Annotated in this window: 8 protein-coding genes and 2 pseudogenes; 6 read left to right on the top strand and 4 right to left on the bottom strand. The window is 64.4% G+C overall.

Translation table 11 applies throughout. From position 1 onward, the window contains the following. Positions 1-4: 4 nt before the first annotated feature. The 5 genes and pseudogenes from ABE472_RS08865 to ABE472_RS08885 form a co-directional block, all read left to right on the top strand. A pseudogene (locus ABE472_RS08865) lies at positions 5-148 on the top strand (amino acid dehydrogenase); the annotation flags it as partial. Then, positions 145-1,500, top strand: coding sequence for a glutathione-disulfide reductase (gorA, locus tag ABE472_RS08870; protein ID WP_346463002.1), 1,356 nt, complete (start codon positions 145-147; stop codon positions 1,498-1,500). The pseudogene ABE472_RS08865 and the gene gorA, both read left to right, overlap by 4 nt. Positions 1,501-1,760: 260 nt before the next feature. Then, positions 1,761-2,681, top strand: a complete 921-nt coding sequence (locus ABE472_RS08875) for a DMT family transporter (protein WP_123730604.1) — start codon at positions 1,761-1,763, stop codon at positions 2,679-2,681. After that, positions 2,678-3,040: an MGMT family protein gene (locus ABE472_RS08880; protein WP_226956722.1), complete on the top strand. Its 363-nt coding sequence runs from the start codon at positions 2,678-2,680 to the stop codon at positions 3,038-3,040. The genes ABE472_RS08875 and ABE472_RS08880 overlap by 4 nt, the downstream gene beginning before the upstream one ends. An 89-nt stretch (positions 3,041-3,129) precedes the next feature. Next, positions 3,130-3,804 carry a rhomboid family intramembrane serine protease gene (locus ABE472_RS08885; protein WP_121038514.1) on the top strand — a complete coding sequence of 225 codons (675 nt, stop codon included), beginning with the start codon at positions 3,130-3,132 and terminating at the stop codon, positions 3,802-3,804. A gap of 33 nt (positions 3,805-3,837) precedes the next feature. On the opposite strand, the pseudogene ABE472_RS08890 reads toward ABE472_RS08885, so the two are convergent. Beyond that, positions 3,838-4,260: pseudogene (locus ABE472_RS08890) on the bottom strand (IS30 family transposase); the annotation flags it as partial. Positions 4,261-4,942: 682 nt separating this feature from the next. Here ABE472_RS08890 and ABE472_RS08895 point away from each other — a divergent pair. Beyond that, on the top strand, positions 4,943-5,308 hold the full coding sequence (locus tag ABE472_RS08895; protein WP_346466032.1) for a hypothetical protein: 366 nt from the start codon (positions 4,943-4,945) through the stop codon (positions 5,306-5,308). Between the two features lie 444 nt (positions 5,309-5,752). Here the strand turns inward: ABE472_RS08895 and ABE472_RS08900 are convergent, their stop codons facing one another. From ABE472_RS08900 to ABE472_RS08910, 3 genes are all read right to left on the bottom strand, one after another. Continuing rightward, entirely contained in the window at positions 5,753-7,765 is a 2,013-nt protein-coding gene (locus tag ABE472_RS08900; protein WP_346463001.1) for a M13 family metallopeptidase, read from the bottom strand. 200 nt (positions 7,766-7,965) lie between these two features. Continuing rightward, the gene (locus ABE472_RS08905) at positions 7,966-11,058 is read right to left on the bottom strand and encodes a TonB-dependent receptor (RefSeq protein ID WP_313219003.1); all 3,093 of its coding nucleotides are present in this window, start codon (positions 11,056-11,058) and stop codon (positions 7,966-7,968) included. Positions 11,059-11,280: 222 nt separating this feature from the next. Next, positions 11,281-13,389: a M13-type metalloendopeptidase gene (locus ABE472_RS08910; protein WP_346463061.1), complete on the bottom strand. Its 2,109-nt coding sequence runs from the start codon at positions 13,387-13,389 to the stop codon at positions 11,281-11,283. Positions 13,390-13,445 lie beyond the last annotated feature (56 nt).

A 13,445-nucleotide genomic window follows, 5' to 3' on the forward strand; every position in this document is an offset into this window, starting at 1 on the left:
CACGCACCCTCACGTCTGGATCGCAGCCGGTCGTGGCATGCTGGGCACGAGCATGAGCGTCGGCTCCGGCCAGTTGATGGCAGACCTGATCAACGGCCGCGCGCCGGCGATCGATCCTGCCCCTTACCGAGTTGAGCGATGCCAATGACGACGCAATACGACTATGACCTGATCGTGCTGGGCGGTGGTTCCGGCGGCCTCGCCGCGGCCTTCCGCGCGGCGCAGCACGGCCAGCGCGTGGCGATGCTGGAGCCGGGCGAACTGGGCGGCACCTGCGTCAATGTCGGCTGCGTGCCGAAGAAGGCGATGTGGCTCGCCGCCGATCTGTCCGGACGCATCGGCCTGGCTGCAGCGATGGGATTCGACGTGCCAGTGCGCCCATCACTGGATTGGAAAGAGCTGGTGGTGCATCGTCAGGCCTACATCGCCAACATCCATGCCAGCTATCTCAAGCGCCTGGATGAAAACAAGGTGGTGCGGGTGCCGCGTCGTGGCCGCCTGGTGGATGCGCACACCGTGGAGTGCAGCGATGGTGTACGGATCAGCGCCGCGCACATTCTGATCGCGACCGGTGCCCATCCCCAGCGCCCGGACATTCCCGGTGCCGAACTGGGCCTGGTCTCCGATGATTTCTTCAACCTGTGCGGCGCACCGGAGCGCGTGGCCATCGTCGGCGGTGGCTATATCGCGGTGGAGCTGGCCGGGCTGCTGCAGGCGCTCGGTAGCCGCGTGACGCTGCTGGTACGTGGCGAGCGGCTGCTGGAGCGCTTCGATGCAGAACTGACCGCACAGCTTGCCGAGAACCTGCGCCACCAAGGCGTACAGATCCATTTCGGTTACCGCCTGCGCGAGCTGCAGCGTGACGGCGATGCCGTGGTCGCGCTCGGCCATGATGGCCCGGCCGACGGTCATTTCGATGCGGTGTTCTTTGCCACCGGGCGACGCGGCAACAGTGCCGATCTGGGGTTGGAAGCGCTCGGCGTGGTGATCGGTGACAAGGGCGAGGTCGAGGTCGACGCGTGGCAGACCACCGCGGTACCCAGCGTGCACGCAGTGGGCGACATTGCCGGCAAGGTTGGCCTGACCCCGGTGGCGATCGCCGCGGCGCGCAAGTTGATGGACCGCCTGTTCGGTGGCCAGCCGCAGGCCAAGATGGACTATGAGAACGTGGCCAGTGTGGTGTTCTCGCATCCGGCCTTGGGCGCGGTGGGGCTGAGCGAAGAAGAGGCCTGTGCGAGATACGGTGATGTGCGCGTGTATCGCAGCAACTTCCGCCCGATGCTGCAGGCCTTGGCCGATGGCACCCAGCGCAGCCTGTTCAAGCTGGTCTGCGTGGGCGAGGAGGAGCGTGTGGTCGGTGTCCACCTGCTGGGCGAGTCTGCCGATGAAATCCTGCAGGGGTTTGCACTGGCAGTGAAGATGGGCGTGACCAAGGCCCAGTTCGACGACACCGTGGCAATCCATCCAACCTCCGCAGAAGAAGTCGTACTGATGCGCTGAAAGCGCATCAGCGGCGTGCAGCCGCCGAAGCCTCGGCAGGGATCCGGTGGTGCCACGCCATGCGTGGCAACCGCGCACCGCGCGGCACACCCTTCCGCAGGCGAACGGCTCGGCGGCCTGCGCTGTCCTTTCCGCAGTTGAAACAGGATCGGAGCGCCGTTCCCGCAGTGTCTGCCGGCGCAAAACACCCGCCGCACCGCATGCGACAATGGCCGCCCCCCACCTGACCAGCCGCCCCCGCGCGGCTGTCCGTCGTCCTGATGACTTCACCCGCCTCCTCGCTGCCCACGTCCTCCAGCCGCATCGCCGCCGGCGGCATCGCACTGGCCGCGATTGGCGCGATCGCGGCCTCGGGCAAGGCGGTCATTGTCAAACTCGCGTATCGGCATGGCGTGGATGCCACCACACTGCTGGCGTTGCGGATGCTGATGGCGTTTCCGCTGTTCGCGGTGCTGGCGGTATGGTCGGCGCGGCGCGCGCCGGCATTGTCATGGGGCGACCGCGGGCGCGTGGTGTGGCTGGGCTTCACCGGGTATTACTTGTCCAGCCTGCTCGACTTCCAGGGCCTGCAGTACATCAGCGTCACCCTGGAACGCCTGATCCTGTACTTGAACCCGACCCTGGTGCTGCTGATCAGCCTGGTCCTGCTGAAAAAGCGCCCGGGTCGCTGGCAGGTGGCGGCACTGGTGCTCAGCTATCTCGGCGTGCTGCTGGCCTTTGGCCATGACCTGCAGCTGGAAGGCGGGCGCATCGTGCTGGGCAGTGCGCTGGTGTTCGCCAGTGCGCTGAGCTATGCGCTGTATCTGTTCGGCAGTGGCCAGGTGGTGGCGCGGATCGGTGCGATCCGCCTGACCGCCTATGCCAGCTGCGTGGCCTGCGTGCTGTGCGTGCTGCACTTCGCTGTGCTGCACCCGATGTCCGCGCTGGGCCAGGCGCCCACGCCGGTGTACTGGCTGTCGCTGATCAATGCGACGGTCTGCACGGTGCTGCCGGTGATGGCGATCATGCTGGCGGTGAAGCGGATCGGCTCGTCGCTGGCCGCCCAGGTGGGTATGCTCGGTCCGGTCTCCACCATCGTGATGAGTCTATGGCTGCTCGACGAACCCATGGGGCCGTGGCAGATCCTCGGCACGGCCCTGGTCCTGCTCGGCGTGCTGCTGGTCAGCCGGGTCCGCGCGTGAACGCGGCCGCCGTGGGCGATGACCCGGCGGCGCAGGCGCGTGCACGGATTCTGGCAGTGATCCGCGCGATCCCGCGCGGGCAGGTGATGGGCTATGGCCAGGTCGCCGCCAAGGCGGGGCTGCCGGGCAGGGCGCGGCTGACCGCACGCGTGCTTGGCATGAATGACGACCCGGAACTGCCGTGGCACCGCGTGCTGCGCTCGGACGGGCGCATCGCGATGCCGGAAGGCTCGGCCGGGTGGAAAGAACAGAGCCAGCGGCTGCGCGCCGAGGGCGTGGCGATCGAGCGGGGGCGGGTCAAGGGCATGCCGGTGGCCGGTGCCAATGATCTGGATGCCGCCCTGTGGGGACCGGGCTGACGCTGCCTGCGCGTTGAATGCCCGCGCTGGCGCGCAGATCGCGGCCGGGTGCTGCGGCTATGATGGGCGCAGTTCCAAAGGATGCCCTCATGTTTCCGCGCCTGCCCACTGTCACCAAAGCGTTGCTGATCGCCAATGCCCTGCTGTTCCTGCTGCAGCAGCCGTTCCTGCTTGGCAATGCCACGTTCGAGCCCTTCATGCTGCAGCCTCTGGGGGGCGGCTTCGATCCGTTCTCGCCGGGCGGCAATTTCCAGCCCTGGCAGCTGCTGACCTATGGCTTCCTGCATGGCAGCTTCGGCCATCTGTTCTTCAACATGCTCGCGCTCTTCATGTTCGGTGCGCCGCTGGAACAGACCTGGGGCGAAAAACGCTTCCTGACCTATTACCTGGTGTGCGTCGCCGGTGCCGGCCTGTGCCAGCTGCTGGTCGGCATGATGCTGGCCGACCCGGCCACGGTGCTGGGCGCTTCGGGTGGCGTGTTCGGCCTGTTGTTGGCCTACGGCATGCTGTTCCCCAACCAGCGGGTGATGCTGCTGTTCCCGCCGATCCCGATGAAGGCACGTACCTTCGTGATCGTGTTCGGCGCGATGGAACTGATGCTGGGCGCCACCGGCTGGCAGCCTGGCGTGGCCCACTTCGCGCACTTGGGCGGCATGCTGTTCGGCTGGCTGTTGATCCGCTACTGGCGCGGCCAACCACCGTTCAACAACCGACGTCCGCCGGGCCCACCGAAGCGTCCCAACCACCTGCGCAGCATTAAATGAGGCCTTAAACTCGTGCAATGCACCTTGGCGGTCTCAAGGAGCAAGCGCAACACGTGATCTGAATTCGGCGATCTCTTTGTCCATCACTTCGGCGGGCGTTTTCCAGCCCAGCGTCTGTCGCGGACGTGTGTTCAGGAGCATCGCAACGTGATTGAGATACTCCTGGCTCGCGCTCGACAGATCAATGCCCTTGGGCAGGAGCTGCTGAAGCAGTCCGTTGGTGTCCTCGTTGCTGCCGCATTGCCACGGCGCGTGTGGATCAGCAAACCACACGTGGATATCCAAGCGGTCCATCAGCTCTGGGTAGCACGTCAGCTCCGTGCCTCGATCGTAAGTCAAAATGGTGCGCATGGATTCGGGCAGCTTCTTCAGTTGGCAACTGAAATCCTCCATTGCCGCTTCCGCTGTGCAGCCGTCCATCTTGCGGAGGATCACAAAGCGCGTCTTTCGTTCGATTCTTCGCTGACCTCGATCCCAGCCACGCTCCATTCCCGCCGCGCAAGGTCAAAAGTCGGCGCGCTGGATAGCGGGAGGATGTGCTCCTTCAGCCGTTCGAAGCTGTGAGATCCATCTTTTGCGTTCATATGTTCATTCGCTTCCCTGCGTAGCCCACCCCAGCATGCCCCGGCACACCCCTGCTATATCAAGGTCGCGGAAGATCAACAGAAACAACGACTGAGCCGATCACCCGCGATCAATGGCAGCCTCCGGAAATCAACGGCTTGCCTCTGCCTTGGGGTCAGTTTGGGGTCACCTATAAACGCCAACCCTACCTTTACAGCAACTTGCTAGCTTCCCTTCTCCCAGCACCTTGATCGTCCCCTGCCCCTGCGCCTATACAACTCATTCAACGAGGCGGCCAGCTGTTCCTCAGGCGTGCGGGTGTCGCGCACCAGAAGGTGGCGCAGCCCGGTGCCAGCTTCGTGGGGTCCGGGCGGTCACGTCGAGCTGGATTGTCGGAGGCATCGTCCACACATGCAGGATTTGTGATGCCATGCGCATAGCCACGTCCACACATGCAGGATTTGTGATGCCATGCGCATAGCCACGCTTGCGGGCGCGAGGCGCTATGCGACGATGCCCGTGCAGGCCAATAAACAGGACACGGCCGGCTAACATTTTCCAAGGAGAACAACAGATGCGAATTGGAATTCCGCTGTTTTTGCTGTTTGGCCTGCTGGGGAGCGCACCCGACGTACACGCTGTTCCGCTTACAGCAGTCACCACCCTCTACTTCGACGCTAATAACAATCTGATCGGCCAGAGCATGCGTTACTGCAATTCCAACACCCAGCATCAGGGAGTTGCCTCGCGGACCAATGCCCGATGGATCCAAGTGTCCTACGCCTGTGAGGGCAGCTCGACGCACGTAGGCTACGGAGGTTGGGTTCCCACCGACCTGAAGCGGGACTTCTGTTTGTTGTATGAAGCGTGTACGTCGCTGATGCCGTGGCCGGAGTCCACGCTTCCCGGGCCGTTGAGCCGGGGCTTGTACTCAGACTGAAATCACAAGCATCATCGTCTCCGGCGACGCAGCAGCGGTCGCCGGAGATCGCATGGGGCCGCCGTGCCTGGCCCATAAAAAACCCCGGCAACGGCGCAGCCGTTACCGGGGTTCTGAACGCTGGAGCGGGCGAGGGGAATCGATCCCATGTCAGTAGCTTGGGAAGCTACGACATTTACCCGCAAATTCAAGACGTCAGACAATAATATCGCTCCGCAATCCGATAGGAATAGAGCATTAGAACCCCCTAAATTTTGGAGGACTTTCCGCGATTGCGGAGCGAGGTTGAGCTCAGACTTGAACTGCCGTTATGGAGGACAGAGCTGGAGGTTCTGATTGACGGGGGAGCTTACGAATTCAGGACGGGTCATGGACACAAAAAAGGCGCCCCGGGGGCGCCTTCTTCGTCAGCCGCTGCGGCTCAGCGCAGGTCGGGCAGGGGACTCAGCGCCAGACCTTGATCTGGTCGTTGTCCACGCGCTGCATCGGCTGGCCGGGCTTGCAGGTGAACGTGGCACCGAACGCCGGCAGGTTGGACAGCGGGCCATTGGTGCGCCAGCGGCCCGGGGCCAGGATGTCCGAGGTCACGCGCTGGGCGGCCACGTTCGGCGACAGCTGCTGCGGCCACAGGCTCGCCCACGCACGGAAGAAGCCCTGCTGGGCGGCCGGCTTGGCCGCCGGTTCGACAGCCTTGTAAGCCTCCCACGCCAGTTCCAGACCGGCCAGGTCGGCCAGATTCTCTTCGCGGGTGAGTTCACCATTGACCTTGGCACCCTTCACGCCCGGGTAGTCGTAGCCGCTGTACTGGGCGGCCACGCGGTTGCCGAACAGGGTCCAGGCGGTCTTGTCGGCCGGGGTCCACCAGCTGCGCAGTTCGCCCTTGGCATCCACCAGCGCGCCCTTGGCGTCGATCGCACGGGTCAGTTCGTGCGCGACGAGCGCGCCGTAGCTGCCGAACAGGTCGGCGGTATCGCCCTTGGCATTGAACACCGGGCCCTGCAGCACGGCGGCGGTGACGATCAGGCGGTTCTGCGCGATGTCATAGGCCAGTGCCGGCTGCTGCGGCAGCACGTCCCAGCGGCGGTCGGCGTTGCCCTTGCCGATGCGCTTCATTTCCTCGCGGTGGCGCCAGGTGGAGGCGATCAGCATGTTGCCGCCGAAGCTGCCGCGGCCCATCGGCTGCACCGTGTAGTCCAGATCGCGCAGCGGGGTGCCGATCTCGATCTTCAGCGCAGCCAGCTTGGCCTGTGCTTCGGTCTTGGCCTCATCGCTCATCCAGGTGCTGCGCTTGACCGCATCGATCTGCACTTCGCGGATCTTGTCCACGACCAGCGCTGCCTTGCGACGGTCGTCGGCCGACAGGTGCTTGGCCGCATATTCGCGGCCGACCATCGGGCCGGCAGCCACGTTGATCGCATCCAGAACCTGCTCCCAGCGCGCCGGCGGCAGGGTCTGGCCACGCATCACACGGCCACGGAATTCGAATTCGGCATCGCGGTAGGCCTTGGACAGGTACGGGGCCATCGCATCCCCCACGCGCCAGCGCAGGTAGACCTTCCACTGTTCCGGCTTGAGCCGGGTGACCATGCCGTCGAGTTGCTTGAACAGCGCCGGATCGGACAGCGAGACCAGGTCGTCATTGACGCCCTGTGCCTTCAGGAAGGCCTCCAGCTGCAGGTTGCGGTAACGGCTGTTGAGCTCCTTGGTGGAGATCGGCGCGTAGTTGTTGAACGGATTGTTGATGCCGGCCAGCGACTGCGCATTGCGCGCCAGCTCGGTCTCCAGCGCGATCACCGACTGCGATTCGGCATCGAGCTTGTCAGCCGGGGTACCGGTCAGCGCCAGCACCTGCTTGACGTAAGTGCGGTAGCGCGCCATCAGCGCGACGGTGTCGGCATCGGTACGGGTATAGAACGCCGGGTCCGGCAGGCCCATGCCGCCCTGCATGAAGTAGCCGATGTGGCGGTCCAGCGCCTTGAGGTCGACGTCCGGGGCGAAGTTGAAGGCCACCGGAATGCCGACCTGGTGCAGCGCGGCGATCGAGGCCGGCACGTCCTTGGCCTTCTTGATCGCGTTGATGCGGGTCAGCAACGGGGCGATCGGGTTGGAACCGTCGGCTTCCACCGCGGCCTCGTCCAGGCCGCTGGCCCAGAAGTCGCCGAGCAGCTTCTGCACGTTGCCCTGCGGTGCGGTCATCGCCCCATCCAGCAGTTCACGCTGCTGCTGGCGCGCGCGGTCGGCCAGCTGGCCCAGTGCGGTGGTGGCACCGGTCTGCGGCACCGGATTGGCTTTCAGCCAGGTCGCGTTGGTGGCCTCGTAGAAGTCGCTGCACTGGGCGCTGACGGCCGGCGCGCGGGCGGCGGCCTTCTTCTTCGGCGCGGCGTGCGCATCGGGAGCAGTGACCAGGGTGACCAGGCTGATGCCCAGGGCGATGGCAAGCGGACGGAAGTTGGGCATGTAAAGCAAATCCATCGAGGATTGAAGATCGCGCGAGTGTATCAAGCCGCGACGCATGGCGGCATGCAGGAAGGGGGGGCGGAGGGCGCTGCGGGCCACGGGGCGGCGCCGGTACAAAAAAGCCCCGCCGGAGCGGGGCAGGAGAGAGCACGGGCAGGCCAACCAGGGCCCGGCCAGATGGCCGGGCCCTGCAGGGTGGATCAGAAGTCGTATCGAGCGCTCAGGCGAACCTGGCGCGGCGAGCTGTAGTTCAGCGGCTGGTTGTAACGTGCATCCGGGGTCACCCGGTCGGTCGCGTAATTGCTGTAGTAGGACCCGGCAATCTGGCGATTGAGCACGTTCAGCACGTCCGCCTGCAGGTTCAACTTGTTGTCCGCCCAGTTCGGCGTATAGGCCAGTGACAGGTTGAGGTTGAAGCCCCACGGCGTGGTGCCGTTGTCGCCGCGTGGCGAGAACCGGTAGTCAGCCGAAGGCGGGATGTAACCGGCGCTCCCCGGGGCGGTGCCGCTGCCGGCCAGGCCGCAGAAGTGGTAGTACGCGCCGTTGTACAGGCCCTGGTCCGCAGTCGGGTAATAGCTGGTGCAAGAGCGCGGGCGGCCGGAGTCGATCAGCAGGGAACCACCGACGCGCCACTCGGGCGTGATGCTGTAAGAACCGTAGGCCTTGATCTGGTGCGCACGGTGGTTCGGCAGCGGACCGTTGGCGCCGACCATCAGCTGCGGCAGATCCCAGTCCTGGGTCACCGAAACGTCGGTCTGACCGCCCGTGCCGGTATCAAGATCCGATGCCAGCTGGCCTTCGGTATTGCCGTAGTTGCGTGCGAAGGTGTAGTTCACCTTGCCGTAGAACCTGTCACCTATCGAGCCTTCCAGGAACAGGTCAAGCGCGTAGTACCGGCGCTTGAGCTTGGGCAGATCGAGTTCAGCGGCGGAGTAGGTGTGCTTGGCCAGCGTACCGTCGGCCTGCTCCTCCCAGAACGTGTTGCTTTCACCCGGATTGAAGATGAAGCAGCCGCCCCCCAGTGCCGGCGTGCAGGTGTCATCGATCGCACTCTTGAGGTCGCGGTAGGTCACCTTGGCCCCCCAGATGGCGTTCTCGCCCCAGGCCTGTTCCATACCGACGATGAACTCATCCTGGTAATGCGATTTCAGGTCGACCGCGGCAACCGTGCGCGGATCGGGTGCATCGCCGCACTCCAGGTTGGAGGAGATGGCATTCGGGTTGCCCGGGCAGGTGTATCCCAGGCTCGGGTCGACCGAAACGTTGACCAGCCCGGTCGGCGTGCCGTCCGCAGCAACGCCGGTATACGTGAAGTACTCCATCGTATACAGCGAGCCGGACGCGGCGCGGACGGCCACGTTGTTGGGCAGGGCCAGGTGATAACGTCCCGCGTTGGCGAACAGCTTCAACGAGGCATCGCCATGGACATCCCATACGCCACCCAGGCGCGGTGCCCACTGGTTGTCCTGCTTGACGTACACCTCATCGGCGCTGGTGAAGTTCTTGAAGGTCTCGTTGCGCAGGCCCAGCGTCAGCAGGACGTTGTCGCTGACCTGCCAACGGTCCTCGAGGAACTGCGCGGACTGTTCGGTTTTCACCTTGGCGATCTGGGTGTAGTACTGCTGGCGAACGTAGTAGCCCTGGCTGCCCAGGCCACCGGCCGAGGCCGGCGAACCGACGCCGTGTGAGGCATCGATGGCGGCATTGGCGTTGTTGGAACGGCTGTAGACCCAGATGAAGCCGCCGCCGTACTCGCTGCCGGTGAACGACTCCGCTTCCATGACGTCCAGGCCGGCGCGCAGGTCATGGTTGCCCAGGCGATAGCCGACATCCAGGCGCCAGCCCTTGGTTTCATCGTAGGCGCCGGGGACGTTGACCGTGGCAGCCGTCCAGCAGCCGGCATAGTTGGCGGCGGGAATGCCGGGTGCACGTGCGGTGGCCGCGGCGGACGTGCGCGGGCAGGCCGGATCGTAGCCCCACGGATTCTGGCTGTGATCGATCTTCTGGGTGCCGTACAGCGCCGACACCGTGAGGTCATCGGTCAGATAGCCGGTGTACTTGCCGATGTACAGTTTGGCCTTGTCCTCGTTGTTCGTGCCCGCGTTCTGCTCGTTGCCGTGGGTGAAATCGGCGTAGTTGAAGGTATAGCCGGCGCTGTCGTACTTGGTGACGTCGGAGATGCCGGTGAACTCAAGCAGGTGGTTGTCAGTGATGTTCCAATCGATCTTCGCTGCCCAACGCGGATACTCGTAGGAGTATTCCTGCCATGCGTTGGTGGTCGTTGCCGCGGCTTGGCTCGTCGATGACACGCCGGCACCCTCACGCTTGGTCACCTCGACGTTGGCGTAGATGAACAGCTTGTCCTTGACGATGGGGCCGCCGACATACGCGCCGGTGGTCTGCGTCCAGCTCTGGTTCTTGTTCCGCAGCTGGTACAGCTGGCCATCCGTGCGCTTGGTCGGATCAGGATTGTCCGCACCGTAGAAGCCGGTATCGGCAAAGTAGCTGTTGCGCGGGTTTGCACGCAGTGCCTCCGGGCTCCAGTAGGCGTAGCCGCCGCCACTCCATTCATTCGTGCCGCGCTTGGTGACGATGTTGACCACGCCACCGGTGGCGCGACCAAACTCGGCACCGTAGCCGCCGGTCAGGATCTGCTGCTGCGAGATCGCATCGAAAGGCAGGGTGGTGGAGCCGATCGACGACAACGGGTTGGTCACCGCGTAGCCATTGATGTAGAACGCGTTTTCGGACGATGCGGCACCGCCGAAACTGGGGACCGTGACGCCACCGGAGGTGTAGCTCGCGTTGGAAATCACGCTCGGCGCCAGCAGTGCCACGCTGGCGATATCACGGCCGACCGCGATCTGCTTCAACTGTTCGGAGGTGAACACCGTGCGGGTGTCGGTCTGGCTGACGTCGATCTTGGGCACGGCCGTCGCCCTGACCTCGATGCGGTCCAGCTCCTGGACCCCGGTGCTGGAGAAGGAAACCTCGGTGCCGCTGGCGATCACGACCTGCACCCGTTCGCGGACGGCGATCACCTGGCCCTCTTTCTCCACGGTCACCTTGTAATTGCCGTTCGGCAGATCGCTGGCACGGTAGCGACCATTGCGGTCGACGGTCACGGTACGGCTGGTACCGGTATCCAGGTTCTGCACGCTGATGGTGCTGCCAGGTTCGCCGGTACCGTAGATGTTGCCGGTAACGGACTGCGCGTGCGCTGCCCCGGCCAGGCACAGGCCCAGCGCGATGGTCAGTGTGGCCCGACGAAGCGGCATGGCTTGCTTGATCATCAACTTCCCCCATTTGATTGAAAGAATTAACGGGTGCTTAATGAAGCCCCGATAACTGAATATCAAATAAACGGTCGCGTTGCAATAATTCCGTCATTTCGTTTTTACATCAGAGACACACAGATCCAGTTGTTGCTTTCCTGAAAAGTGAGGGCACTGAACGACGAAGGCCCGGGTTTCCCCGGGCCTTCGAATGGTCAGACGCTCAATGAAGGGCAGTCGTTACCAGATCACCACCTGCTGGTCTCCTGCGCGCACCATCGGCGAACCGGCCTTGCACTGGAACGCCGCGGCGAAGGTCGGCAGGTTCGACGGGGCACCCATCGCGCGGAACTGCGCCGGGGCATGCGGGTCGGTCGCCAGACGGACCTTCATGTTCTCCGGGGTGTACTTGGTGCGCCACACGGTGGCCCAGTTGAAGAAGAAGCGCTGGTCACGGGTGAAGCCGTCGACCTTCGGGTCTTCCTTGCCGGCCGAGGCCTTCTGCAGGGCATCGTAGGCGGTGGCCAGGCCACCCAGGTCGGCGATGTTCTCGCCCAGGGTCAGCTTGCCGTTGACCGGCTGGCCATCCACCTTGTAGCCATCGAACTGCTTGATCAGCTTGCCGGTCAGGCCGCTGAAGTTCTTGGTGTCGGCCTCGGTCCACCAGTTCTCGAAGTTGCCGGTCGGCCCGAAGCGGCTGCCCTGGTCGTCGTAACCGTGGGTCATTTCGTGGCCGATCACCGCACCGATGCCGCCGTAGTTCAGCGCGTCATCGGCCTTCGGGTCGAAGAACGGCGGCTGCAGGATGGCGGCCGGGAACACGATCTCGTTCTGCAGCGGGTTGTAGTAGGCATTGACGGTCTGCGGGGTCATGCCCCATTCGGTCTTGTCCACCGGCTGGCCGATCTTGGACAGCGCGAACTTGTAATTGAACGCGTTCGCCGCGCGCACGTTGCCCAGGTAGCTGTCGCGGCCGGTGGTCAGGCCGCTCCAGTCACGCCACTTGTCCGGGTAGCCGATCTTCGGGGTGAAGGTTTCCCACTTGGCGATCGCCTTGGCCTTGGTCTCGTCGCTCATCCAGGTCAGGCCCTGGATGCGCTCCTTGAGCGAGGCGGCCAGGTTCTTGACCAGTTCTTCCATCTTGGCCTTGGCTTCCGGCGAGAAAGCGACCTTGACGTACAGCTGGCCGAACGCATCACCGGCATCGTTTTCGATGGTGCCCAGCACGCGCTTCCAACGCGGCTTCTGCTCCTTCTGACCGTTCAGGGTCTTGCCGTAGAAGTTGTAGTTCTCATTGACGAACGCATCAGCCAGGTACGGCGAGGCGCCGTCCACGGTGTGGAAGCGCAGGTAGGCACGCCACACCGACGGATCGGTGTCGCCCAGTGCCTTGCTCACTTCCTGGTGGAAGCTCGGCATGGCCAGCGAGAACTTCTCCGGGGCGGCGATGCCCTGGGCCTTGAAGAACTCGGTCCAGCTGAAGTTCGGGGTCAGCTTGTCCGCATCGGCCACGGTGACCGGGTTGTAGAACAGCGAGACATCGCGCGAGAGCTCGACGCTGGACTTGGAGGCCTTGGCCAGGCGCGTTTCGAACTTGACCACGTCGGCGGCCTGCTTCTCGGCATCGGCCGTGGCCACGCCTGCCAGTTCCAGCACCTTGGCCACGTGGGCCTGGTAGGCCTTGAGTTTGTCGGCGTTCTTGGCGTCGGTGTAATAGGTGGTGTCCGGCAGGCCCAGGCCGCCCTGGCTGGCATAGGCCAGGTTCATGCTGGAATTCTTGAAGTCCGCTTCCGGACCGAAGCCGAACAGCACGTTTTCGCCCTTGGCCGCGCTGGTGCGCAGGTAGTTGGCGATCGCGTCCTTGTCCTGCAGGCCGTCGATGGCGGTCAGGTCGGCCTTGATCGGCTCGATGCCCTGGGCATTGATCTTGGCCTCGTCCATGCCGGTGGCCCAGAAGTCGCCGACGATCTTTTCGATGCCGGCCGGATTCTTGACCGCCGCGACCTGCTCGGCGAGCTGGTGCTGCACGGCGACCGAGCGCTCGTCCAGGATGGTGAAGGCGCCCCAGCTGGTACGGTCGGCCGGGATCTCGTTGGCGGCCAGCCACTTGCTGTTGACGTAGTCACCGAACGCACCGCAGGCGTCCATGCTGGTGTCCAGATCGGACGGGTGGAAGGCGTTGTAGGCCGGCAGCTTGCTCTCGTCGAGCTTGTACTCGGTGGCGGCCGTGGCGGCCGGCGCGGCGGTGGAGGCTGCGCTGTCCGTCGCCGGGGTTTCGTTCTTGCCGCAGCCGACCAGCGCGGCCGAAACGGCCAGGGTCAGCAGTACCAGTTTGGGTGTACGAGCGATCACGTGATTGGCCTCCAGGCCGGAAAGTCATGCAGGAATGGCCCCGAAGAGCCTGT

Origin of the sequence: Stenotrophomonas sp. TWI809 (assembly GCF_039673205.1) — a bacterium.
Taxonomy (GTDB): Bacteria; Pseudomonadota; Gammaproteobacteria; order Xanthomonadales; family Xanthomonadaceae; genus Stenotrophomonas.